This is a genomic window from Virgibacillus phasianinus (assembly GCF_002216775.1).
Taxonomy (GTDB): domain Bacteria; phylum Bacillota; class Bacilli; order Bacillales; family Amphibacillaceae; genus Virgibacillus_F; species Virgibacillus_F phasianinus.
Genome location: NZ_CP022315.1, coordinates 3,792,584 through 3,817,139, shown reverse-complemented (window position 1 = coordinate 3,817,139; position 24,556 = coordinate 3,792,584). Strand labels below are relative to the sequence as shown.

Sequence of the window (24,556 nt, the reverse complement as noted above, 5' to 3'; positions counted from 1 at the left end):
TATTGACATTTTTAAAAGTGAGTTTACGTTGGTTATACAAAGTCAAAAGGTATTCTAAATAATTTGTCTGGTTTTTTTATGCGTGTTATGATGATTTAAATTAATAGAGGTACAACATAAAGTCAAGAGGAGGAAAATATGAACAATCCTGTAATCATTGTAGGTGCGGGTTTAAGTGGCCTGCGTGCAGCATCACTACTTACTGAACAAGGCATTGAATGTAGGGTCCTAGAGGCTAGAGATAGAATTGGTGGCAGGGTGTTGAGTAAGTCTGTCCCAAACAGGCCTGACCTAGGTAATTTTGACCTTGGCCCGACATGGTTTTGGCCACAGCACGAGAGTTATATTGCTAATCTAGTTGAAGAACTAAATTTAGAAACCCTCGCCCAATATAATAAAGGCGAAATACTTATAGAACGATTTGAAATTAAGCCACCAGAGCGCTGTGCGCTGCAAGAAAGTTCTGATGAAAAGTCGATTCGATTGGCTGGAGGTGTGCGGTCTCTTATTGACGCCCTAGCAGAAACTATTCCCTCAGAAATAGTTGAGCTAGAAACGCGGGTGAAGAAAATTCAGTTGGATGAAGCTGGAGAGATCGCGGTTGAAGCAGACCTTGCTGATGGAAAGACAACGAAAATTTCTGCAGATGCTGTTATTTTCGCATTGCCACCTCGTCTTGTGGCAGGTCACATTGAATTTTCTCCCTCCCTTTCTCCAAATCTTATTACTGACATGGAAAAGAAACCGACCTGGATGGCGGAACAGGCCAAGGTAGTTGCAGTCTATGACCGTCCCTTCTGGAGAGAATTAGGACTTTCCGGATATGTGTTGAGTTGTGTTGGTCCCTTACAAGAAATATATGATGCTTCCCCTAATAATGGCTCTGGTGCATTATTTGGTTTCTTCGGAATACCTGCAGAAGCACGTGAAAAAATGGGGCAAGATAAAGTTTTAAACTTGGTTGAAGCCCAGTTAATAAAGCTCTATGGAAGTGAAGCTAAAAATGCAAAGGCTATTCTTTATAAAGATTGGTCCAGCGATTCTGAAACGGCTGTTGAGGAAGACTTTAGTCCTTTTAAAGATTATCAGAGCTATGGTCAACCACCAGTAGAAGGTGTATGGGAAAAGAAAATTATTTTTGCCGGTACAGAAACGAATGCACAATTTAGCGGACATCTTGAAGGAGCACTTCGGTCAGCTGAGCAGGCAGTTTATCAAACCATTAATTTAGTTGAGAAAAAAGATCGCGTCTAAACGATCTTTTTTTTGTTTTCATTTCAGAAAATTAAGATGGATAGTAGGGAAATTATGATAGAATTTACGTATAATAATATCATTAACATTGCTGGATTTTGAAAGAAGCAAGCAATCTAAGGGAGGGAACAATATGACAAATAAATTTTTCTTTCTGTTAATATGCTCATATTTGTTGGCTTTTTCAACAAATTTGATGCCCTCTGCAAAGCATCCAGACCTAAATATGAACATCTTTAACTTCCTTACCACTACATTATTTATAATAATCCTGTTACTCTTCGCTAAACAAGGTTCGAACGGAAAAAGTGGGACCAGGAAATTGCAGATATTTTCAACACTTGGGATTATATCTGGCGGAATAATTTTTCTAATAAAGTCGTTTGAGAACGTAATGTTCGACTATGTGGTATTGGATTCAATTGCCTCAATCCAGTATCCTTTTTATTTAATCTTTACCACACCCTTATATGGAATAAATAGTTTACTAGATTTAAATTACGCTGCATATTCATTACTAATGTCATTGTTCTATATTCTTGTACTTATTATATCGTTTAATTTTAAAAAGAATGATGTTAGGCGTGCTTAAGTTATTCTACCAACGGGTGTAATTGTTCAAAAAGGGCAGTTGCTTTTTGTAATAATGATGCTGTTAAGCCCAATAGCAATTTAGGGGGACCTTAATGAGAATACAAAACAGAATTCCAAAGACTGATGATAGAATACATTTAAATCTAGTCGAAAACGAATGGTTTCCGATGAATGAGCCTAAAAGTTTGGGTGTTGCTATTGCCCTATCATTTCCTTTAATGATTTTAAATGCACTGATTACCATAGGTGTGATAAATACCTTTTCAACTATTTCTTTGAATGAATTTGGTCTGACATCTGATTCCATATCCATAACAATTAATTTTGTTGTTATTATCTGGATATTTTTACTGATAATTGTGCACGAACTATTTCATTTGGCGTTTATTCCTAACTTCATTAGATCACAAAAAACATTTATTGGGCTTACTCTGTTTGGTGGTTATGTACTAACGGAGGAGGAAGTATCCAAATCAAGATATATACTTGTTACGATGGCTCCTTTTGTTATAATATCAATTCTGTTACCAATCATACTAAGTCTTTTAGGAGCCTTAACAACTACATTCAAGTTCTTAATATTGATTAATTCTATGGCATCTTCAGTAGATATACTTAATCTCATTCTTTTATTAACACAAGTTCCAAAAAAAGCAGTTTTACTAAATAATGGAACTAAGACTTATTGGAAATACGTACAGAACGAAAAGTATAATGAAACTAAAACAAATTAAGATTACTAATAGGGCTTATTAAGTAACTGTTGCAATTGCTGCGGTTCATTTTCACATATTTTTAATCAATTGAAGAAGGTTAACTTTCTAAGATAGGGTTGAGTTTATCATCTTGAATTCAGCCTTATTGAATATTTAAGGAATTATTTGGCGCACTCTTAAAAAGGGGTTGCGTCTTTTTCTTTTGTAAATTCGAAAGTTAAGGATTTTAATTTATCATAAACGCAATTATTTCTTACATAATGACAATTATCATTTACATTTTGCAAATCATCATTTACAATATGGTTAATTAAGTATTAGGAAGTGATTTTTAGAATGCTTGAAAATAGGGTTCGCGAATTACGTGCACGTTTTAAATGGACACAACAGGATTTAGCGGAAGCGATTGGTGCCACACGTCAAACAATTGGGTTAATTGAAAAAGGACATTATGCACCATCGATTTCATTGGCCCTGAAAATATCCAAGGCCTTCAATGTCACAGTGGAAGAAATATTTTACTTAAAGGAGGAAGAATGACGTATGTTACCACGCGTTTTACGGTCACCGTTTATACCAATGATATTATTTCTTTTCGTAATTTTAGGTTTCGTACTTTCGTCAATTGGATCTACGACTAGCATAAGAATATTTTTTGGGATTATTTTGGTTTTCGTTATTTTATGGGTAATCTTCATTCAGATACACAATCGTCAGAATCCTGATCATCCTATAAACTCATGGGGGATTATTCCGCCAGAATTTCGTGAAATGGATGAAGGACAGCAATGGATCACATTTAAGGCATGCCGTAGTGTTTATATTTATTACACTTTTGCTCTGCCAGTGGCAGCGGTAGTATGTTTCATTTTCTCAAGTCATCATTTAGTTCCATTGTTATGTATTGGTGCTTTAGGACTCGGTCAATATCTTGTTTATTGGTTAACGATTCGTAAGTTCAGTTAATTTTTAATGAATTTGGGGGGGGATAAATATGCTGGATTGGGCTCAAGAAGCAGGTGTTATGTGGCAGTATTTCGTTTTATTCTTGTTTTCTATCATACCATGGGTTGATGTTTCACTTGTTGTACCACTTGGTGTTATTTGGGGGCTGCATCCGATTGCTGTGGGAATGGCGGCCTTTGTTGGAAATTTAATTTTAATCCTTTTACTAGGGTTCTTTTTTAAACAATTTACGGGGTGGCGTACAGAGAGAAGATTAAAAAAGGGAAAGACTGAGCCTACCAAACGAGAGACTAGATCTAAAAGGATATGGGATAAATATGGTGTACCTGGTTTAGCTGTACTTGCGCCAATACTAGTAGGAACAGATATAGCAGCTGTCCTTGCATTAACGTTTGGTTCATCAAAAGTCCGGGTAATTAGCTGGATGACAGTAAGTTTGGCGGTGTGGACCATTGTATTTGCTATTGGTTCTGTATACGGTTTCAGCTTTGCTAATCTCATTTAAAATCATTTGGAGGTAACTAAAAGTGATTATTGCCAGGAAAAATTGAATTTAGGACCGGGTGCCTATCCGGAATAAGGGCTTGGCGCTCGTATTCATCATAAGGGCCATAATGTTGCGTAACCATTTTCATTATGGGGTCTCAATTATGATACAACATACGTTTCTACTTGGATGATAGATATTGCAAAAAGTGAACATACTCTTAGAAAGATAGCCTTTGATAGTAACAAAACATTCATCTGGAAGAGCAGTCGGGAATTCCGGTATTCTCTTATGGCCCTTTTTTGATTGAACTTTTTATAAAACTTAGAAGGTATTTATACCCCGCACTTAAGTATTATTTTATAAAACCTTTCGTTTCCATCTCTCTAATATTCAGTGGTTCCACGCACAATTTTGTTTATATACGTGACTGAAAAAATACCCTTGCCCCAATATTTTTCAGTAAAGCCGTATCTTCCCAATCATATTTTATCCATTTTCCCTCATTATAAAAGGCACCACAAGACTTATATTTAGGCAGGTAATACGGCCTTTACTGCTCAATTTAAATGCCTACCAGAATAATGAGCTGCTAATCATGTGTATGTCTATTTAGTCATATTCCACTATAAAATTACCCCAATAAAAAGATGCAATAACCTATGATAACCTAATAGAAGTTATTGAAATAATCTAACATATTGAAATATGATAAATTGGTAGATTATAAAAAGGGGATGTATATATGTATGTAAGGAAGAAAGTGATTCAATCGTTACTTGGCAAAATGTTGGCTATAATAATGATTGTAATGCTTGGAAGCACACCGGTATTGGCCCAAACGAATGAACCACAGGTTGAAAATGTAAATACAGATGTTAAAAAGATTATTGAGCAATCGAAAGAAAAAATGCTATTAGAAGAAAAAGAGGCTGCGAAAGAACAAGGTTTGTACGATGAAGAGGGTAATCAACTAAACTATCAACCATCAGATCAAGTCAGGGTCATCGTTGAATTAGAGAAACCAAGTACCAAATCCCTCACGGCCAAAAAGAATCGGCTTAAACAGATTCAAGATCAAGTCATCGGTCAAATCAACAAGAAGAAAAAGGCCAACAAGACAGAAATTCGTCATCAATTTTATATCAGCAACTTCGGATTCAGCTTGGAAACAGCTTTTAAAAACATAAAAGAGATCAAGAAAATAGAAAATGTAAAAAACGTTAAGGTTGCAAAAACGTATAAGCATGCCCTAACGAAAAGTAAAGAACTTGTAAAAGCTGTACAGACCTGGAAAAAGTATGATCTAAAGGGGCAAGGAATGTTGGTAGCGGTTGTTGATTCCGGCATTGATGTTCAACATAAAGACTTTGAATTGTCTAAAGAAGCTAAAGAACAAGCCAAATGGACCAAGAATACTATTCAGGGAGAATTAGCGAAGACAGCGGTTGACGACAAATGGTATTCATACAAAGTGCCTTCCGGATATGACTGGGCAGACCAAGATACCAATGTCAAACCAAATGGGGATCCGCATGGTATGCATGTCGCTGGGATTGTTGGCGCAAATGGGGACAAGAATGGTGTGAGAGGTGTTGCCCCAGATGTGCAATTGCTTGCTGAAAAGGTATTTTCTGATTCGGGTGCAGTAGCCTATGAAGACGATGTCGTGGCGGGTATTAATCACGCCATCCAGATGAGGGCGGATGTTATTAACTTGAGCCTAGGGGGTGACGCAGGGTACGTGAATGAGAATGCACCGATTCAACAGGCAACTAAAAAAGCCACTCAAGGCGGGATTTTAGTTGTTGCCGCTGGGGGAAATGCATCATATAGCACAGAGACCTCAAGTCTTCCCAGGACATATAAGCCGTTTGCTGAAAACCCTGACATTGGCACTGTAGGTGACCCAGGCGTCAGTCCATACGCTTTACAGGTTGCTTCGTCAGAAAATGATGCAGTAAAAATGCAAACCCTTGAATTAGAAGATGAAACTTTGGTCCCTTATCAAGTTCAACCAAATACAAAATTATTTGAAGATGTACTGGAGAAGGATAAGACATATCCTTTAGTAAACGTTGGTGAAGGGTTGGATGAGGATTATCAGGGTAAAGATGTGAAAGGGAAAATTGCCGTTGTTTCACTATCTCAAAAATATGGATCCTACACTCCATTCCAATATTCCGCTGAAGATCATGGGGCTTTCGGTGTAATTGTTATTCCCGCACCAGAGATGGCAGATTACCCCAAATTGCGGTTTAACCCTAATACAATACCAGCTGTAACCGTCAGTAAACAAATAGGACATTCCATTGTCGAACGACTACAAGATGGTAAAAGTGTTAAGGCACAGTTAAATTTCAAAGGTACTTGGGTTTCTAATCCTAATAAAGGGGAAATGTCTGGGTTTTCTGCCTGGGGCTTGCCCACGAACTTAAGTTTCAAACCAGAAATCACGGCACCGGGTGGTAAGATTTACTCAACGGTTCCTGACAATAAATATAAAGTTATGAGCGGGACATCAATGGCGGCACCGCACGTTGCGGGAGGCGGCGCATTGGTTTTACAATCCTTTTATAATAAAGGTTACGAACACAACGCAGCGACAATTGCTAAAGCAAAAACGGCGTTAATGAATACATCAAAAATCATATATCGTCCAGGGACAAAGGGACAATTACCTTATTCCCCAAGAAAGCAAGGGGCAGGTTTAATGCAGATTAACAAAGCTGTTCAAACGCCGATTCTAATTACACATAAAGATGCCGATAATCCGATGAAATCTGCTTCGGTAGCTCTTAAAGAAATTAAAGATAAGACGATTTCATTTACATTGACACCAGAAATTTTAGATAGAAAAAGCATCCATCCTTTTGACAAATATCGAGTGTATGTAGATGTGATGACGGATGCTACAGAAGAGAAATCATTTGATACAAATGGAGACGGCGAGAATGACAAAACATATAATTATTTATCAATGAAAAGTAAAAAGGTGAAAGATGCTAAGGTCACTATTAATGGAAAAAAAGTATCAGAGAAAAAAGGCTACAATTTTAAAGTCAAAAAGGATGAAGAATTGCATGTAGAAATTAATTTACCGGGAAGCTTAAGTGAAAATCGGTTTGTTGAGGGGTTTGTTCGTTTTGTACCAAAAGGTAAAACGGCTAAGGAATCACCTCCAATTAACGTACCATATACTGGATTTTACGGGGACTGGGACAAACCGAATAACTTGGATCCATCTCCTGTTTCAGGTGATCCATTTCTTGGACATACTGTGCTGTGGGATGCTTTAAACAAATTGCCTTTAGGGTATAATCGTGCAACTGGGAATTTTGATCCGGAACACATTGCTGTCTCACCTAGATCAATTGTAAAAGGTGTATATCCGTCATTCACTGCTCTAAGAAATTTGAAAGAATTACAGCTGAGTATAGAAGATAATAATGGAAAACAAGTTGATTTTATCAGTAATTATAGTGAATTCACGGGAGAACCGTGGAAGTTTCGCAAAAATGTAATGACTTTTGGTAATTTCTTTTATAAATATGAAATGGTTAATTGGAATTCGACCGATGCTGATAACAAGACCCTTTCAGATGGTGACTATAGTTATGTTTTGACGAGTCAGCTAGCTTTCGAAGGAGCTGAACCACAGAAGGAGAATATACCAATTAAAGTTGATTCTATTGCGCCTTCTATCAGTAACATTAAGGTGACCCCCAAAAATGATAAGTATCAAATTTCCTGGGATGCCAAAGACAAAGGCAGCGGCTATAATGGTGCTATATTGTGGGTTAATGGTCATTATTACAGCACGGAACCAAATGAAACTTCCAATATCGTCAGCGAAAAGCCTGAATCTATTGTTGTGACCGCCATAGACTATGCTCATAATGTCGGATTCCATGTATGGGGTGGCGATTCCGAAGTTGATGCTGAGGTCATGATTGATTATAAGCGCATCTCAGGAGATAAGGTGAATAAGCAAAACCCTGCAAACATAACAGCATTTGGTTCCAAACGTATGGATTGGATAATATCAATAAAAAACTCTGATAGAAAAGTCATCAAACAATTTGAGATAGACAATGAACATACTGTTAGAAAGAAATGGTGGCCTGCGGAAGATGTACCGAATGGCGATTATTACGTGACGATATATGTTGAAGATGAAGCCGGCATTAACACCACAACTGATCCATATAAAATTACAGTTAAACATAATGGCGAAACGAATGCAGCTAATATGCTGGCGCTAGTTAGGGAATACAAGGAAGCGGGGGAATTTGCCAATGACCGTGCCGTCCGTGCCTTAACAATGCATTTAACTGCTGTGAACACTTACGAAGAAAAGGGCTTGGGGGGAAAAGTTGTTAAGCACATAAAAGGCTTTAAATTGCTGCTTGACCATCAGAAAGAAAATGAATTAATTTCTGCTGAAGCGTACAACATGCTCAAGGCAGGTGCCAATGCCTTGATAGAAAAGTGGCAATAGACAAAAACGCCTCAACTTTCCCGTTAGGAAAGCTGGGGCGTTTTTTTTGTAAAAGTGGTTTCATTAAGTAAACGATCTACCATTTTTTATAATCCTGTGAAAGCAGGCGCTTGCTCAGGAAACTACAAATTCAGCGATTCTTAGCAAACTTAAATTTCCCCATAAAAAGCAATATAGGTCGATTAATATCAATTTTAAGCGATTTTAGCGGTATTAGCTAAAGCTAAAGCGTTATCCCTCATTAATTTAATCATATACATACGACTTTCCGAATTCCTCTTGAAACTATACCTGTAGATGTTATTCTACATAGGTTGCCGAAATAAATTGGAAACAAATCTAACGAAGAAGCTGATGATTAATTTCATTTTAAAATGGTTGCGAATATTTAGGTTTGCATCTTTCTTTGACGGGGAATAAATAAAAGATTTTGTCGATTATAATTAGTTGTTTGGATTAGTAAACAGAGAAAGGAGCGGAAAAATGAAACATAAATGGACATTTATTTGGTCAGCCATGTTGTGTCTTTTAATTGGATTAGGTATTTACAGTAGCGCAACATCTGAAGACAAAGGGCAAGCCAGTAATGGAACAATTGTATTTGCTGATGCCGGGTGGGACAGTATTCGCGTACATAACCAAATCGCGGGATTCATTATTGAAAATGGTTATGACTATAATACGGATGTTATAAATGGATCAACATCTGCCACATTTACTGGTCTCAGAAATGGTGAGATTGACGCCTATATGGAAATTTGGATTAACAATCTAAAAAAACCTTATAACGAAGCGAAAGAGGCAGGCGATATTGTAACCCTTGGGACAAACTTTAAAACAGATAAACAAGGTTTTTTTGTACCCACATATATGATCGAGGGAGATCCTGAAAAGGGAATTGAGCCAATGGCGCCAGATTTAAAAAGTGTAAAGGATTTAGCGAAATACGCTGAGCTTTTTGAAGATCCTGCCGATCCTACTAAAGGACGGATTATTGGGGGATATAGCGGATCTGTCGCTCAAGAAATTATGAAGCAAAAAGTGAAAACTTATGGACTCGATGAAAATTTTAACTATTTTACACCTGGATCCGCAGCAGCATTATCAACATCCATTGTTAAAGCATTCAAAAATCATGAACCATGGGTTGGGTATTATTGGACACCGACATGGATTACAAGTAAGTATGACATGACAATGCTCAAAGAACCTGAGTACGATCAGGAAATTTGGAATAAGAATTATGGGACGGCTTTTCCTGTAGATAAGATTTATATTGCCGTTAATTCAGATCTTCCAGAGCGGGCACCTAAAGTTGTCGACTTTTTAAAAAACTACAAGACATCCAGTGAATTAACTGGTGAAGCGCTTGTATACATGCAAGACAACAATGCTGAGGCTAAAGATGCTGCAGAATGGTGGCTAAAGAAGCATCAAGATTTATGGAGTAAATGGGTTCCGGCTGATGTTGCTAGAAAAGTAAAATCAGCTTTGTAATTTGTGGTGAACTATTGAAAGTGAGGTGAAGGTTGTGTACTGCAACCTTAAATATGTTTGATTTTCCAGAAAATCTAACGTTTCACATAGGAAAATATGTAAGCGATCTTGTTGATTGGTTAACTGTTAACTGTAGTGGCTTCTTTGACGCTATTAAATCCGGTCTTTTGTGGCTGCTCATTAACTTTAATGATTTCCTTGTTTGGGTACCATGGTGGTTCTTTATACTAACTATTTTCTTACTAGCCTGCCAATACAAGTCAGTAACCTCTGGAATTGTCTTTGCAGTATTTTTATTTCTGATTGGTATTTTTGGCTATTGGGATATGACGATGTTTACACTAGCAATTGTCGTCGCAAGTGTGGTGATTTCATTAATTATTGGTATACCGCTAGGAGTCCTGATGGCATATAACAAAAGGTTTGAAATCATTGCAAAACCGCTTCTGGATGCGATGCAAACAATGCCAACTTTTGTTTATCTTATTCCCGCTATCTTTTTCTTCGGATTAGGCCTTGTACCAGGGGTTTTGTCCACAATTATTTATGCTCTGCCACCGGTTATGCGGTTAACAAATCTGGCAATCCGCGGTGTTCCAGATGAAGTGGTTGAGGCTGGTCTATCTTTTGGTTCTTCAAAATGGCAGCTATTAAAAAAGGTGCAAATCCCGCAGGCCCTGCCTACCATCATGGCTGGTATTAACCAAACAACGATGATGGCACTTGCTATGGTTGTTGTGGCCTCAATGGTTGGTGTTGAAGGGCTTGGTTTAGAGGTATTAACGGCACTAAATCAAATTGATGTGGCAAAAGGATTCGAAGCAGGTCTAAGCATTGTTTTCCTAGCAATCATCATTGACAGACTGACACTTGCCATTTCAGAAAAATCCCAAAGACGGATCTGATTGAAGGGGGTAAAAAAAGATGACTACTAAAATGGAAATTAAGGATGTTTCAAAAATATTTGGACCCCATCCAAAAAGAACATTAAAGCATCTTGAAAAAGGGATGTCAAAACAGGAAATTTTAAAGAAAACAGGTCACACAGTCGGCGTTGAAAATGCATCGTTTGAGATTGAAGATGGAGAAATGTTTGTCATTATGGGGCTTTCCGGTAGTGGTAAATCTACATTAATTCGATGTTTAAATTTGCTGAACCGTCCCACGGGTGGGAGCATTCTAGTTGATGGTGAAGATATAACAAAATATGATAACAACCAATTAAAAAAATATCGGCAAAAAAAGATTGCAATGGTATTTCAGCACTTTGGGTTATTTAATCATCGTACCGTTTTGCAAAATGTAGTCTACGGGCTTGAAATTCGTAAAGTATCGCAAAAGGAACGGTTGGAAATTGCCCAATCAAGCCTGGAAACGGTTGGATTAAAAGGTTGGGAAAATAAATATCCAGATGAATTAAGCGGGGGAATGCAGCAGCGTGTTGGTCTGGCACGGGCACTGGCCAATGACCCAGATATCTTGCTGATGGATGAACCGTTTAGTGCCCTCGATCCCTTAATCCGCCGCGAGATGCAACTCGAATTATTGGATTTACAAAACAAACTGCAAAAGACGATTATCTTTATTACCCATGATGTAAACGAAGCATTTAAGATTGGTGACCGTGTTGCTGTGATGAAGGATGGAACGGTTGAACAAATTGGAACGCCGGAAGAAATCCTTTCCAATCCAGCGAACAGTTATATTGAAGAGTTTGTTAAGGACATTGACCGTTCTAAAGTTATTCAGGCTAAAGGTATCATGATTAAACCAAATGCACTTGTTCGCATAAAGGATGGGTTGAATGTCGCGATCAAAGAGATGAATTCAAATGGTCTATCAAGCGTATATGTTGTTGACAAGGAACGAAAACTGCAGGGGATAGTATCCATTGACGATGCCTTGGTCGGACTCAATGACGGCAAGGATTTAAAAAGTGTTTTAAAAGGTGGATATGAAACCGCCTCTCCTGAAGATTACATTCAAGATCTGATTGACAAAGCTACGAAATCCGGCTACCCAATTGCGATTCTTGATGAACAAAAACTGGTTGGAATTATACCAAGGGCAACGGTTCTTTCTAGCTTAACACCGTAAGCAGGTGACAATGGATTATGTTGCTTCTCGGATTTTGTCGAATTAGACAGATGCCAAGCAGTGAATATACCACATAGTAATTGAAAAACCGGAAATGCATGACCCATTACCATTGTAAAATCTATCAAAAAGAGGGATATAAACAATGAACAGCAACGATCCAAATTATTATGTATCAAAACTTGGCCTTACCCGACACCCAGAAGGCGGGTATTATAAAAGCACATTTGCATCGGAAGAACAGGTAGCGGATGGGGAACTGTCTATGAATTTTGAAGGGAAACGCAAGCTGTATACGAGCATATATTTTTTACTGACTTCTGAGGACATTTCCCACTTTCATCGTTTGAAATCCGACGAATTATGGTACTATCATGCTGGCAGTCCTTTAACCATTCATGTTATAGAAGAGAGTGGCAAATACAAAGAAATCAAATTAGGTCTTGATCTGGATAATGGCGAAGTACCGCAAGCGTTGGTTCCGAAAAATTCCATCTTTGGATCTTCAGTTATGGAAGATGATGCATTCTCTTTAGTAGGGTGTATGGTATCGCCAGGATTCGAATTCCAGGATTTCGAATTGTTTACACAAGAAGAGCTTTTGACAAAGTATTCGGAGCATGAAGAAATTATAATGAAATTGGCATATGATAGAATTCCAGACTAACGCTATAATGAGTCAACAGTGCTTTGCATGTTCAGGTAAAGCGCTGCCGGCTCTTATCAATCTATAATTTCAGGAAGACTGCAGGTTATATGTAATAGAAATTGAATGTGCCTATCTTATTCCATTTTCATGGAATAAACAGGCTTTTTTCCACTTTAAGAAAAAGCAAATCTTTATTGGTATAAAGTATAAAAAAATCTAAGGCTTTCGCCATTAGTTATTGGTGACAAGCCTAGATTTTCTAAAAAGATCAGAAAGTATAAACGAAAATATGTCTAGTGTAAGTGTCCATTTGAAGCTGCCGTCATAAGCAATGGACACTACGAACGCCAAACTTAAGCGTTCTACGGTCCCCTGCTTATACGTCCGCTTCTAAACGGGGCGCTTGCGCTTTTCTTATCATCGTTCTTCAACTGGCTGCTTCAATCCTTTATTCTCAATTGCTCCTTTTTCTAAACTGTTCTTTTCCTTGCGCATAAACACCGTGACAAAGAAGGCAATGATCCCTAAAATCAGCATGAACAGATAAGCGTCGTTTGTCCCGAGAATCGTGGATTTCTGAGCTAATTGCGAGGGAGACAGCGCTTGGTTTTCATCCATCAATTTTGTTGCATGACTATTTGTTCTGGCTGTATAAATCGTGATAATCAGTGCTGTTCCAAATGAACCTGCAAGTTGACGCACTGTATTCGTAACGGCTGAACCGTGAGAACTTAAGTGGTTTGGAAGGGCGTTCAATCCAGCTGTATTTAGAGGCATTGTTAGAAAACTCAAGCCAATTCGCAAGAAAACCGTGCGAATCATCAAATAGCTGTACGTTGTCGTTTCAGTCAAATGCGTTACTCCCCAAATGGAAGGAATCAAGAATAATAATCCGACAATAACGATCGGCTTTGGTCCGAATTTATCTAACAATCGTCCTGATATCGGTGACATCAACGCATTCACTAGTGCGCCCGGAAGTAAAAGCAACGCGGTATCCAAAACGGAAAAGCCTCTGCTGGTTTGCAAGTAAATCGGCAATAAAATCATATCCGCATACATGACAAACATCACCATAACGCTGATGATTGTCGTTGTCGTGAACATTGGAGCTTTAAATACACTTAAATTAAGCAACGGATCATTAGAAGTGAGTTGTCGTCGGCAGAAGAGGGTTAGTAAAATAACACCAATAGTGATAAAAATCAACACTTCAGCACTTCCCCAGCCTTTATCCCCTGCATTGCTCAACCCAAATATTAAACCGCCGAAACCGATTGTTGAAAGAAACACACTAGTGAGGTCGAGTTTGGATTTCGATGTTTCCGATACATTTACTAGGAACTTTAAAGACAAAAGAATGACAATGGCAACTAGTGGCAACATGCCGATAAAAATCCAGCGCCATGAAAAATATTCGATAACGAAACCTGCCAAAGTCGGACCAATGGCTGGCGCAAAGATCATTGCCAGACCAATGAATCCCATGGCTGTTCCACGCCCCTCTCTCGGGTAAACTCCAAAAACAACCGTCATTAAAAGAGGCATAATAATCCCGGCGCCTGCAGCTTGAATTAGTCGCCCGACTAAGAGAAATTCAAACCCTGGTGCAAAGGCGCTAATAAAAGTACCAACAAACAATAAAATCATGGAACTGAGAAATAGTTGCCTAGTAGTATATCGTTTCATCAAAAAGGCTGTCACCGGTACCAAAATCCCATTTACCAGCATAAAGCCAGTGATCAACTGTTGTTGGACCAATCTCAAATTCTTCCATTAAATCTGGTAAGGCAACATTTAAGATTGTCTGGTTCAAGATGGATAAAAAAGAGCCCAAAAGCATGACGGGCATGAGAACCTTTTTATTAATCGGATGATTCATTTTCAAAATCCCTTCACAATTATCTAATTGACGTTTTGTTAACTAATTGATATAGTGTCAATAAAATGAATGTTAACATGATAAGGAGATAAAAACCATATTCATTTTCCTAGAAAATGTATATTAATTGACACTTTAAAGTAATATGTCAAAAAATACTGGGATTATAGTCAAAGGAGCGATCATATGTCTAATAATAAGGAAGAAAAGGTGGATCCTCGGGTTGTTCGCACAAAGCGAATGTTTAAAGATGCGTTTATCTCACTCCTCCAGGAAAACCGGGATCAAGGTAAATTAACGGTTCAGAGACTAGCCGATCGTGCAGAGTTAAATCGAGCCACATTCTATTTGCATTATCAGGATATTGAAGATTTAAAGGAGCAAATGGTGGATAAGGTGCTTGAAGAATTAACCAGAAAGATTAATCCTTTATTCGAGGAAAATCAGGATAAAAACGATTCACCAATTGTCTCGTTTTTAGAGCACATGTATGAACATGCCGTTCTCTTCAATGTAATGCTGGAAAATAATGATTTTCGCAATAGACTATTTGGTTTAATTATTGGGATTGTTTCAAGCAGGCGGGAAACAAGAAAAATGAATGCTTATACGACTCAGGTTCCAATTGAAATCATTGCGTCCTCAACATTTGGCATTGTGACATGGTGGATACAGAAAGGAATGCCTTATAGTCCAAGCTACCTGGCAGAACAAATCAACCTAGTATTTAGAAACAATATCAATGATCGTCCCTGATTTTCTATAGGGTCAATTATGAATAGGGGAAAAAGGCTGTATTTAGCAAGGAGGAAATATCCATTTTTTATGGAATGTAAATACTTTAAAGCTTAAAATAAAGTAACGAGGTGATGAGATATGAATTTAATCGATCTAAGTGTGCCGCTAAGCCCGAACGTAAAAGAGCCGCTTCCTCCGTCCATCATGTACCACACACACGAAGAAGGTGCAGAGCAAGGTGCTCAGCTTCTTGGGATTGAAAAAAAGGCATTTCGCGATGGCAAAGCATGGGCGACAGAAACGATAACGGCGAACACGCATGCCGGCACACATGTTGATGCACCATGGCATTACGGAGAACAGTCGGAAGGCAAACCGGCGCGAACGATTGATGAAATGCCGCTTGATTGGTTCTTTGGTGATGCTGTTTTGTTTGACTTTAGCAATCATCCAGCAGGGTATGAAATTTCTCCAGAAGATCTTCAACAGCAACTAAAGGAAATGGATTATACCTTAAAGCCCTACGACATCGTACTAGTTCGAAGTGATGCCGATAAAAAGCTTTATGATGAACAATTCGCTTTCTTGCATGCAGGGGTTTCAGCCGAAGCGACACGCTGGCTGATCGAACAAGGAATCAAAGTTGTAGGAACGGATGGATGGGGCTGGGATATTCCCTTAAACATTCAGGCCAAACAGCATCAAAATGAGCCAAATAAAGGCGTCATGTGGGATGCTCACTACGTAGGAATTGAACAAGAATACTGCCAAATTGAAAAACTGGCGAATCTTGACCAAATCCCAGTTCGACACGGATTCAAAGTTTCCTGTTTTCCGGTAAAGATCGAAAAGGCAAGCGGTGGGTGGACTAGGCCCGTTGCTTTTATTGAAAATTGATTAACTAAAACAGCAATTATATAACATAACCAATTTATATTAAGGAACACTAAAACTGGAGGTGAAGAGAGTGTCGAGAAAAAAGGCTAATCCATCAAAAGTTTTAGGTTCATCAGAAACAGAAGGGCAAGGAACGACATTAAGAGAGACAGGAAGAAAAAAGGCCGATTCTTCCAGGAAGAAACAGAAGCGATCCTAATTATGTATTATTAAAATGAAAAGATAGGAAATAGGATATAAATTCCGCCTGTCTTTTCTTTTTAGTTTCATTTCAGAAAATTAAAATGAGTGTCAAAAAAATATGTTAGTATTTATATAATGATAGTTGTTAGATAATTCCATTACTTTAACAAATAAATATGGTTAAATGGAGGTCAAAGTTGAAAAGCAGAATACATATATTGGGAGCGGCTGGATCTGGAACTTCTACACTTGGTGCTTCGTTGTCAGAAGTCTTACCCCATACACACCTCGATACAGATGATTATTTTTGGATAAGCAAATACACAAAACAAAGGCAAGTACCTGCAAGAAGACAAATGCTAAAAATGGATTTATCACTATATGAAAACTGGATTCTTTCAGGAGCGACATGCGGCTGGGGGAACAACTTTAAATCCTGTTTTGATTTAGTTATATTTCTATGGATTCCCCAAGGTATCAGGATTGCGAGGTTACAACAAAGAGAGTTTGAACGATATGGAAACGAAGTATTAGCTGGTGGTAGCAAATATGACCATTCAAAGGAATTTATAAAGTGGGCTTCTTTATACGATCATGCAGGTATGGAAGTTAGAAGTAAAACTTCACACGAACACTGGCTGGGTGAATTATCGTGCCCAATTATACGGATGGAAGAAGATTTATCAGTTGATGAACGAGTCGATATTGTTTTGGATTATTTAAAACCTAATTAGCTAATTTGTTCTAATAAGGAATTGTTCTTAATTACCTGTTAAGTTATGAATAACTGTAACAGTTGCCTTGAAATGAGGGGATAGGGGGCGGTAATTTGACTAACAAATTAAAAAGTTTTCTTTCCAGTATTGCGGGCGTACTTGTAGGGATTACGGTTGTGAGTATAATTCAAAATGGAGAAATAGATTGGGGTACAATCGGCACATTTTTATTTCTGATTTTCTTAATATTGTTTTTTAGATTAGGTTTGAATTTATATAAAAAATAGAATAAATCCTATAGAAAAACTAGTGCAATGTTCAATAGGAGAAATTACTTTTGTTACTGATTCGGTAGTTTAATAGAACTTATACCTTAATTAGGTACCATTTAAAAAACATAAAATGAAGTAGGTAATGTCTTTGGAATATTTCACAACGCAATTAATAATGATTGCACTTTTTATCTTAATCATTCATTCAATCGAAACATTAGCGTATTCGGTACGCCTATCAGGTGCAAGGGTAAAGCTATTAGCATCGGCACTTTCCCTGTTTAATGTGATGGTAATGGTTTCAAGGTTAGCGAATATGATGCAGCAGCCTTTCACAGGAAGTTTGATAGATAAGGCACCAAAAGAAAATACGCTAGAATTCGTTGCTAGTCAATATCGGATTATCATTGGTTCTGCAACATTAGGAACAATTATTGGTCTACTTTTGTTACCAACCTTTATTGCTATTTTTTCAAGGGCAATCAACCATTTAGCAGAGGAACGAGGGTCTGTTCCAGCGTTATTAAAAAAGGGGTTTACAGTACCCTATTTAAAACGGGCAAAGAAACATATTCATTTACCTAGGTATTCTTATTTAAAAGATATGAACTGGCGTGATATCCCGATTAAATTATTTTGCATTAATATGCTGATAACAGCTATTTACACTATAGGAGTATTATCTGCACTATATGCAGCACTGCTTGCACCCGAACGGGCAACCACAGCTGTAATGGCATCGGGTTTAATTAATGGTGTAGCTACAATCTTACTCATTGTCTTTATTGACCCAAAAATTTCAATCCTTGCAGATGATGTGATCAATCAAAAGGGAAGCTATGTCAGTTTAAAAAGTGCATCTATTATGATGGTGACATCAAGGCTGTTAGGAACGCTTCTAGCACAATTGTTATTCATTCCAGGTGCAACGTATATTGCTTGGTTTACTCAGTTTATTGCGTAGTTAGAAAATACATATTTAATGTTATCGGGGCTTGGATAATGAAAAAGATACTCGTGTAAGAAGAGGGGAAATGAGACAAGAAGAATTAAAGAGAAATCCCCCTACAACTTATCACTGTGAATTGTAAAAGGAAATTCATTGTTAACAAGAAACATTGGAGGTGTACCGGAAAAAGGTAATGAATATTGATGTTGATTCACTTATGACTTTGTTAATCTTGTGGGGAACACCAACTTTTATGGTTGTTAGAACTTATTTAAAAATGGATTCGGATGATAGAAACTCTGCAAAAAAAGACTTTAAATCACTACATTTTATTTTCACTATTGGCTTCCTAGTTATCGGTTATTTTTTCGCCTCCTTTGGAAATTTACTGGCATTAACCATTATCAAATTTCTTGGAATTGGCTTAGTGATCATAGGTGGAATTGTGTCTACAATTTATAAAAGGAGGGAGAATAAAAAAAGGAGTTTACTAATACCAGTGTTTATCACAATTGCAATTTATTGCTTGTTTTAATTGATGTAGAGCCCCTTAGGTATAATAAGTTAAGTGAATTCAACAAAGGCAGTTTAATTTGAAAGGGGCATTATTATATGAGTGATGAAAAAGATACTTCTGAAGAAAGACGTGAAAGAATGTGACAGGGCGAAATGAAGAGAAACCCACCTGGAAGTGTTCACGGTGGAGGTTAAAAATACTTTATGAGGGAAATAGAATACTGGTATTAGCTTCAAACGAGGTAAAATCTTTACTGGAGGACTTACAATGATCAAACGTATCACCATTATAATCATTATTGCTATCATCGCTCTAGGAGCGGCTTTTTATTTCAACAGTTCATCGGGTGATGATACAAAGGATCAACAAGCAGACCAACAATCTAAGAAAACATCACCAGGTCATGAAAGCAAAGACGTCCCTAAGGCTGAACCAACCCTGGACAGCATATTCGACTTGGCCAAGCAAGGAAAAATACCGGACAGCAATATCATTGTTGGTGAAACGACTGTCGATGAGGTGCAAGAGGCTTGGGGAAAGCCGAATGGGACCTCAGATACGAATGCTGGTCTTTTTTTGAACTATCCGTCACATGGCATTGATGTCGGTATTACAGGCGATATTGTGTCCGATTTACGGTCATCTCAGGATCAATTCACGGCGTTCGATCTGGATACGATTGAATCATATGAAAAACCGGATGACACGCATTACTACCAGGATGAAAATTATGATCAAATCATTCTTGTTTATGAACTTTCTAGCGGTTATGTCTTAAAATGGGTGCTGCCAAATCCCGCCGGTAAATCAGATAACCCGGGTGTGGATCATATTTCATTATCGAAGGAAATAAACAGAGATGGTGTACATGGAGAAAATAGCGATGCTTCTAGTGGTAAAGGCAACGAAAGTATGAGTCTTGATGAAAAAATCGGCCAGATGATCTTTAGCGGTGTCGATGGTACGGAAATGACTGCTGAGACGAAAAACACCATTAAGAACTATCATGTTGGGGGTATTATTTTATTCGGCAATAACATCGAAAGCAAGACTCAAACCGTCAACTTTTTGAATGGGATGAAAACCGCTAACGCTGGAAACCCTTACCCATTATTACTGGGAGTCGATGAAGAGGGGGGAAGTGTGACACGAATGCCAGATGGGATAAAAAGTCTGCCAACGAGCCGTTCGATTGGAAAGCTGAACGATCCGGATGTGTCATTTAATGTCGGTACCATCCTTGGGAAGCAAATGAAAGCACTCGGTTTCAATTTGGACTTTGCTCCCGTTCTCGACATTAACAGCAATCCAAATAATCCTGTTATCGGTGACCGTTCATTTGGCGACAATCCAAATATTGTCACGAGACTGGGCATTCAGACGATGAAAGGAATCCAGAATGAAGGGGTTATTTCGGTCATAAAACATTTTCCCGGACACGGGGATACTGGCGTGGATTCCCATTTGGAACTCCCAAAAGTCAATAAAAGCTACGAGGAACTGTCCAAATTGGAACTAGTGCCATTCAAGAAAGCTATTTCGGAGGGAGCCGATGTCAGCATGGTTGCGCATATCTTGCTCCCAAAAATCGATGAAGATTATCCTGCATCCATGTCAAAAGAGGTAATCACAGGCATTTTGCGAGAGGATTATGATTTTGATGGTGTTGTCATTACCGATGACTTGACGATGGAAGCAATTACAGATCATTATAGTGTTGCGGATGCAGCAGTCCAGTCAGTAAAGGCGGGCGCAGATTTACTGCTTGTTGCACATAATCCGAATTTAATTGCTGAAGTTTTTGATGAATTGAAAGAGGCTGTTGAAGAGGGAGAAATAAGTGAGAATAGGATTGACGAAAGTGTCGAGCGCATCACACATTTGAAGGAGAAATACCAGTTGTCGGATGAAAAGACTCCAATACCTAATTTCCAATCAATTAATGAAAGAGTGGAAACAATTTTGCAGAAGGTATCCTGACCATTGTAAAAGTAGTAAACAAAGGGATAACCTAATAATTTAAAAGAACATCGGATGGGCACAATATTGGTTAAATCGTGATCGTAATGATAAGGTTGGGAAATAAATCTCGAGGAAACAACCAATAGGAAAAAAGCTGAAAAGATGTTTTGACTGCATCCGCTCACTGATGGTGTACTTAATGAAATCAATGCACTTCCAACTTTTCGTGCGTTTTTAAAGTTACCCTTGAATCAAGTAATTATTTAGGAGGCTCATAAATGAAAGCAATCACTGTAAAACAGCCTGGCGGTGCAGAACAATTACAAATTGAAGAATTTGCTAAGCCAGATCCAAGGGACGGGGAATTATTAATCAAAGTAAAAGCAGCAGCTGTTAATCGAACGGATATCCTTAATCGGGAAACTAGTAAGGGCTATTTGAACAATCCCATTTTAGGTGTAGAGGTTGCTGGAATTGTTGAAGAAGTAGGCGCAGGTGTGGAAATCGAAGTTGGCACGCACATTATGGGACTTGTGAATGGTGGCGGTTATGCCGAATACGTCGTGATGCCGGCTGAAAGGGCGATGGTCATTCCGGAAAACCTTTCTTTTGAAGAAGCCGCCTCCATTCCTGAGGTTTTCTTAACAGCGTATCAAACATTATTTTGGATAGGGCACTTACATGCAGATGAAAACGTGCTGGTTCATGCCGGTGGAAGTGGAGTTGGAACGGCCGCGATTCAGCTTGCGAAGCAAATCGGTCAGGCGAACGTGATAACCACGGCTGGATCGAAGGAGAAGCTTGATTTTTGTCGGTCATTAGGAGCGGATGTTGAAATAAACTATAAAGAACAGAACTTTGATGAGGAAGTACTAAACGCTACTGAAAATCAAGGAGTGGATTTGATTCTTGATTTCATTGGTGCATCTTATTGGAGTAAGAACCTTGAAAGCATCAAAGTAGATGGACGTTGGGTGTTAATTGGGATTTTAGGTGGTGCCAATTTAGAAAATGTCAATTTAATGGAATTAATGTCAAAACGCATTCAGCTGACTGGTACCTTGCTCACACCAAGAAGCGATGAATACAAGGCAGCACTGACAGCTGAATTTTCTGCCAAGACTCTAGATCTTTTTGGCAACAATACGCTTCGTCCGGTTGTTGATCAAGTCTTTGCTTTTAATCAAATTCAACAAGCACATGAACATATGGAAAACAATAAAAACATCGGAAAAATTATTTTAAAGGTTGGTTAATCTGACAGGAACACTGATATAAATTCAGGAGTTTTTTGTTTTCCTAGAAGAGACAAAGAGTAAAAGGGCGGTACATAGTAGCCACATCTACTATGTATCGCTCTTTATTGAGTTTTCAGGTCTTAATGAGTAGATAGGGGGGGCTTGAAATATGACGGAAGGAAAAACAATCCGTATCAATAAATTGCAAGCTGTTCTCACACCAAGTATAATGCGGGAGTTAAATAATTTTTTTCATTGAAAGAAATGGGGGGATATGAATGACGACGCAACCTTATAACAAAACATTAATGGCTGGTTTGCTGCTCGCTGGTTCATTTATTGCGATTTTAAATCAGACGCTTATGATTACAGCTATTCCTCCAATCATGGATGAGATGAATATTTCGGCTAATACGGCTCAATGGCTGACCACTGTCTTTATGCTTGTCAATGGGGTCATGATACCCATCACTGCATTTTTGATTGAACGGTTTACAACACGTCAGCTTTTTATGACGGCAATGAGCGTATTTGCGTTCGGAACGATTGTAGGAGGGCTTGCTCCGAATTTTGGTTTATTGTTAATAGGAAGAATTATTCAATCTGCCGGAGCCGGGATTATGCTGCCACTCATGCAGACGGTTTTCCTATTAATTTTCCCTGTTAATAAACGTGGGGCCGCGATGGGCTACATCGGACTCGTTATCTCTTTTGCACCGGCTATTGGACCGACATTGTCCGGCTGGGTGACGTCTAATTATTCTTGGAGATTTTTGTTTTTGCTTATTTTACCTTTAGCTATTTTAATTATCTTTATTGCTTATTTCATATTAAGGAATGTGACAGAACTCACGTATCCGAAACTCGATATTGCATCGATTCTCTTGTCTTCTGTCGGCTTTGGCGGACTTCTATTTGGCTTCTCAAGTGCTGGAAACTATGGATGGGGGAGCGTGAGGACCATTGCCATTCTTGTGGTCGGGGCCCTAACCCTCACAGTCTTTATATTGCGGCAGTTACGCATGCGCCATCCGATGCTTGAGTTCAGGGTATTCAAATACAACACATTTACAATTGCAACTATAATTGGCATGATCACGTTCCTTGGATTGATTGGATCGGAAACCTTAATCCCGCTTTATATGCAGAATATGAGAGATTTCACAGCCATGGAATCCGGACTCGTTCTCCTCCCCGGCGCGCTCATCTCCGGATTAATGTCTCCGATTACGGGACGAATTTTTGACCGGATTGGAGCTCGCTTGTTAGGGATTGTTGGTTTGACTATTATGACGGGCGCAACCTTGGCCTTTGGATTCCTGGGCACAACAACGACGCTCACATTCCTAATCGTCATGTATGCTGTTCGCATGTTTGGCTTCTCGATGGTGATGATGCCTGTAACGACAGCAGGTTTGAATCAATTGCCACAAAAATTGATTCCACACGGTGCGGCTATGAATAATACACTGCGGCAAATCGCAGCATCCGTTGGGACCGCCATCCTCGTTACAATTATGACGATGACAGCACAAAACTCCCAGCAAGCCGCAAACCCCGGTATTCATGGAGTAAATGTTGCTTTTCTAGTTATCGCTGTAATATCGTTCGTTGCGATTATCTTATCTATTTTTGTTAAAAAAACCTATCCACCTATTGATGATGAATTTGAAACGGCAGAAACAGGATATGATAAGAAAAAAGCGGAAAATATGTAATGTAAAAGGAAGGGGAGGTATTTCGTAATGAAACCATTATTTCCCCTTCCTTTATATAATGGCTTTTGCTAATTCCAGTGATTGCCAAATGCTTTCTAAATCCATATTGTATGAATGGAACCGTTTAGGCAAACAATGAAAGTGTCAAACAGCAGTAATCAACATCTTACCTTCAAAGGACGGTATCAAATGGTTTCCCTAAAGGACTTAGATCTATTATCAAAAGGGGTATGGTTCCCAATTATAATCGGTATTATCACGATTCTTTTTATGCTGTTTATGCCTAAGCGGATTAGTTGGAAAGATATTTACATTACATTTGGTGTAGTGGGTTACGTAACATGGATGATTGATTCAGGCATGAACCAATTCGACTCCTTTAATCTGGCTAATCCTAAAAAAGTTGGAATTGGCGATATCATTTCATACGGGATTATCCCCTCAGCCTTGGCTGTTATTTACATAAATTACTTGAAATTAGACAGTAAATGGGGACTTGTCATTTTATTTACGGTAATATCATTTATTATCGAATGGGGCATGGTCCAAGCTGGCTACATGAAATTAAACGGCTGGCATACCTGGTGGTCTATTCCTGTTTATCTGATTGTTTATGGTTTCTGGCTGCCTTGGCATAAGCGATTGATAGAAAGTGCAAAGCCTAAATCCAATAGGATATAGTTAGACTTTGCTGTGGTTTGTGATAAGGCCGCAGAGTAATTG

The 24,556-nt window shown here is 38.4% G+C and carries 22 protein-coding genes and 1 pseudogene; 22 read left to right on the top strand and 1 reads right to left on the bottom strand.

Annotation, left to right across the window (positions count from 1 at the left end; translation table 11 throughout):
• The first annotated feature begins 138 nt into the window (after positions 1-138).
• The 11 genes from CFK37_RS18525 (at position 139) to CFK37_RS18475 (ending at position 12,779) form a co-directional block, all read left to right on the top strand.
• Positions 139-1,254, top strand: coding sequence for a flavin monoamine oxidase family protein (locus CFK37_RS18525; RefSeq protein ID WP_089063266.1), 1,116 nt, complete (start codon positions 139-141; stop codon positions 1,252-1,254).
• A gap of 133 nt (positions 1,255-1,387) precedes the next feature.
• Entirely contained in the window at positions 1,388-1,846 is a 459-nt protein-coding gene (locus CFK37_RS18520) for a hypothetical protein (protein ID WP_089063265.1), read from the top strand.
• Between the two features lie 94 nt (positions 1,847-1,940).
• A complete protein-coding gene (locus tag CFK37_RS18515) occupies positions 1,941-2,582 on the top strand; it encodes a DUF3267 domain-containing protein (RefSeq protein WP_089063264.1) in 642 nt (213 codons plus the stop codon).
• A 318-nt stretch (positions 2,583-2,900) separates the two neighbouring features.
• A complete protein-coding gene (locus CFK37_RS18510; RefSeq protein ID WP_089063263.1) occupies positions 2,901-3,104 on the top strand; it encodes a helix-turn-helix transcriptional regulator in 204 nt (67 codons plus the stop codon).
• A 3-nt stretch (positions 3,105-3,107) separates the two neighbouring features.
• A complete protein-coding gene (locus tag CFK37_RS18505) occupies positions 3,108-3,530 on the top strand; it encodes a hypothetical protein (RefSeq protein WP_089063262.1) in 423 nt (140 codons plus the stop codon).
• Positions 3,531-3,558: 28 nt separating this feature from the next.
• Positions 3,559-4,035 carry a small multi-drug export protein gene (locus CFK37_RS18500; protein WP_089063261.1) on the top strand — a complete coding sequence of 159 codons (477 nt, stop codon included), beginning with the start codon at positions 3,559-3,561 and terminating at the stop codon, positions 4,033-4,035.
• A 727-nt stretch (positions 4,036-4,762) separates the two neighbouring features.
• The gene (locus CFK37_RS18495; protein WP_089063260.1) at positions 4,763-8,518 is read left to right on the top strand and encodes a S8 family serine peptidase; all 3,756 of its coding nucleotides are present in this window, start codon (positions 4,763-4,765) and stop codon (positions 8,516-8,518) included.
• Between the two features lie 483 nt (positions 8,519-9,001).
• Positions 9,002-10,015, top strand: coding sequence for an ABC transporter substrate-binding protein (locus CFK37_RS18490; protein ID WP_089063259.1), 1,014 nt, complete (start codon positions 9,002-9,004; stop codon positions 10,013-10,015).
• Between the two features lie 32 nt (positions 10,016-10,047).
• Positions 10,048-10,920, top strand: coding sequence for an ABC transporter permease (locus CFK37_RS18485; RefSeq protein ID WP_425445352.1), 873 nt, complete (start codon positions 10,048-10,050; stop codon positions 10,918-10,920).
• A 19-nt stretch (positions 10,921-10,939) separates the two neighbouring features.
• Positions 10,940-12,112 carry a quaternary amine ABC transporter ATP-binding protein gene (locus tag CFK37_RS18480; RefSeq protein WP_089063257.1) on the top strand — a complete coding sequence of 391 codons (1,173 nt, stop codon included), beginning with the start codon at positions 10,940-10,942 and terminating at the stop codon, positions 12,110-12,112.
• Positions 12,113-12,257: 145 nt separating this feature from the next.
• The gene (locus CFK37_RS18475) at positions 12,258-12,779 is read left to right on the top strand and encodes a cupin domain-containing protein (RefSeq protein ID WP_089063256.1); all 522 of its coding nucleotides are present in this window, start codon (positions 12,258-12,260) and stop codon (positions 12,777-12,779) included.
• Between the two features lie 399 nt (positions 12,780-13,178).
• Here the strand turns inward: CFK37_RS18475 and CFK37_RS18470 are convergent.
• Positions 13,179-14,643: pseudogene (locus CFK37_RS18470) on the bottom strand (DHA2 family efflux MFS transporter permease subunit).
• Positions 14,644-14,829: 186 nt separating this feature from the next.
• On the opposite strand from CFK37_RS18470, the gene CFK37_RS18465 reads away from it, so the two are divergent.
• The 11 genes from CFK37_RS18465 (at position 14,830) to CFK37_RS18420 (ending at position 24,514) form a co-directional block, all read left to right on the top strand.
• Positions 14,830-15,399: a TetR/AcrR family transcriptional regulator gene (locus tag CFK37_RS18465; protein ID WP_089063255.1), complete on the top strand. Its 570-nt coding sequence runs from the start codon at positions 14,830-14,832 to the stop codon at positions 15,397-15,399.
• A 120-nt stretch (positions 15,400-15,519) separates the two neighbouring features.
• On the top strand, positions 15,520-16,278 hold the full coding sequence (locus CFK37_RS18460; protein ID WP_089063254.1) for a cyclase family protein: 759 nt from the start codon (positions 15,520-15,522) through the stop codon (positions 16,276-16,278).
• Between the two features lie 70 nt (positions 16,279-16,348).
• Complete coding sequence (locus CFK37_RS18455; RefSeq protein WP_089063253.1) at positions 16,349-16,477, top strand: YuzL family protein; 129 nt, start codon at positions 16,349-16,351, stop codon at positions 16,475-16,477.
• A 181-nt stretch (positions 16,478-16,658) separates the two neighbouring features.
• Positions 16,659-17,195, top strand: a complete 537-nt coding sequence (locus tag CFK37_RS18450) for a P-loop NTPase family protein (protein ID WP_089063252.1) — start codon at positions 16,659-16,661, stop codon at positions 17,193-17,195.
• A gap of 95 nt (positions 17,196-17,290) precedes the next feature.
• Positions 17,291-17,464 carry a hypothetical protein gene (locus CFK37_RS20050; protein WP_157724898.1) on the top strand — a complete coding sequence of 58 codons (174 nt, stop codon included), beginning with the start codon at positions 17,291-17,293 and terminating at the stop codon, positions 17,462-17,464.
• A gap of 160 nt (positions 17,465-17,624) precedes the next feature.
• Complete coding sequence (locus CFK37_RS18445) at positions 17,625-18,413, top strand: lipid II flippase Amj family protein (RefSeq protein WP_089063719.1); 789 nt, start codon at positions 17,625-17,627, stop codon at positions 18,411-18,413.
• A gap of 178 nt (positions 18,414-18,591) precedes the next feature.
• A complete protein-coding gene (locus tag CFK37_RS18440; protein WP_089063251.1) occupies positions 18,592-18,933 on the top strand; it encodes a hypothetical protein in 342 nt (113 codons plus the stop codon).
• Between the two features lie 249 nt (positions 18,934-19,182).
• The gene (nagZ, locus tag CFK37_RS18435; protein ID WP_089063250.1) at positions 19,183-20,895 is read left to right on the top strand and encodes a beta-N-acetylhexosaminidase; all 1,713 of its coding nucleotides are present in this window, start codon (positions 19,183-19,185) and stop codon (positions 20,893-20,895) included.
• 260 nt (positions 20,896-21,155) lie between these two features.
• Positions 21,156-22,133 (top strand): NAD(P)H-quinone oxidoreductase, encoded by a 978-nt coding sequence (locus tag CFK37_RS18430; RefSeq protein ID WP_089063249.1) that lies wholly within the window; start codon positions 21,156-21,158, stop codon positions 22,131-22,133.
• Between the two features lie 260 nt (positions 22,134-22,393).
• Positions 22,394-23,833 (top strand): DHA2 family efflux MFS transporter permease subunit, encoded by a 1,440-nt coding sequence (locus CFK37_RS18425; protein WP_089063248.1) that lies wholly within the window; start codon positions 22,394-22,396, stop codon positions 23,831-23,833.
• A 189-nt stretch (positions 23,834-24,022) separates the two neighbouring features.
• Positions 24,023-24,514, top strand: a complete 492-nt coding sequence (locus CFK37_RS18420) for a hypothetical protein (protein WP_089063247.1) — start codon at positions 24,023-24,025, stop codon at positions 24,512-24,514.
• Positions 24,515-24,556 lie beyond the last annotated feature (42 nt).

Coding starts and splice junctions, on each gene's coding strand:
- CFK37_RS18525 (WP_089063266.1), top strand. CDS start 139: ATGAACAATCCTGTAATCATTGTAGGTGCGGGTTTAAGTGGCCTGCGT.
- CFK37_RS18520 (WP_089063265.1), top strand. CDS start 1,388: ATGACAAATAAATTTTTCTTTCTGTTAATATGCTCATATTTGTTGGCT.
- CFK37_RS18515 (WP_089063264.1), top strand. CDS start 1,941: ATGAGAATACAAAACAGAATTCCAAAGACTGATGATAGAATACATTTA.
- CFK37_RS18510 (WP_089063263.1), top strand. CDS start 2,901: ATGCTTGAAAATAGGGTTCGCGAATTACGTGCACGTTTTAAATGGACA.
- CFK37_RS18505 (WP_089063262.1), top strand. CDS start 3,108: ATGTTACCACGCGTTTTACGGTCACCGTTTATACCAATGATATTATTT.
- CFK37_RS18500 (WP_089063261.1), top strand. CDS start 3,559: ATGCTGGATTGGGCTCAAGAAGCAGGTGTTATGTGGCAGTATTTCGTT.
- CFK37_RS18495 (WP_089063260.1), top strand. CDS start 4,763: ATGTATGTAAGGAAGAAAGTGATTCAATCGTTACTTGGCAAAATGTTG.
- CFK37_RS18490 (WP_089063259.1), top strand. CDS start 9,002: ATGAAACATAAATGGACATTTATTTGGTCAGCCATGTTGTGTCTTTTA.
- CFK37_RS18480 (WP_089063257.1), top strand. CDS start 10,940: ATGACTACTAAAATGGAAATTAAGGATGTTTCAAAAATATTTGGACCC.
- CFK37_RS18475 (WP_089063256.1), top strand. CDS start 12,258: ATGAACAGCAACGATCCAAATTATTATGTATCAAAACTTGGCCTTACC.
- CFK37_RS18465 (WP_089063255.1), top strand. CDS start 14,830: ATGTCTAATAATAAGGAAGAAAAGGTGGATCCTCGGGTTGTTCGCACA.
- CFK37_RS18460 (WP_089063254.1), top strand. CDS start 15,520: ATGAATTTAATCGATCTAAGTGTGCCGCTAAGCCCGAACGTAAAAGAG.
- CFK37_RS18445 (WP_089063719.1), top strand. CDS start 17,625: ATGATTGCACTTTTTATCTTAATCATTCATTCAATCGAAACATTAGCG.
- CFK37_RS18440 (WP_089063251.1), top strand. CDS start 18,592: ATGAATATTGATGTTGATTCACTTATGACTTTGTTAATCTTGTGGGGA.
- nagZ (WP_089063250.1), top strand. CDS start 19,183: ATGATCAAACGTATCACCATTATAATCATTATTGCTATCATCGCTCTA.
- CFK37_RS18430 (WP_089063249.1), top strand. CDS start 21,156: ATGAAAGCAATCACTGTAAAACAGCCTGGCGGTGCAGAACAATTACAA.
- CFK37_RS18425 (WP_089063248.1), top strand. CDS start 22,394: ATGACGACGCAACCTTATAACAAAACATTAATGGCTGGTTTGCTGCTC.
- CFK37_RS18420 (WP_089063247.1), top strand. CDS start 24,023: ATGGTTTCCCTAAAGGACTTAGATCTATTATCAAAAGGGGTATGGTTC.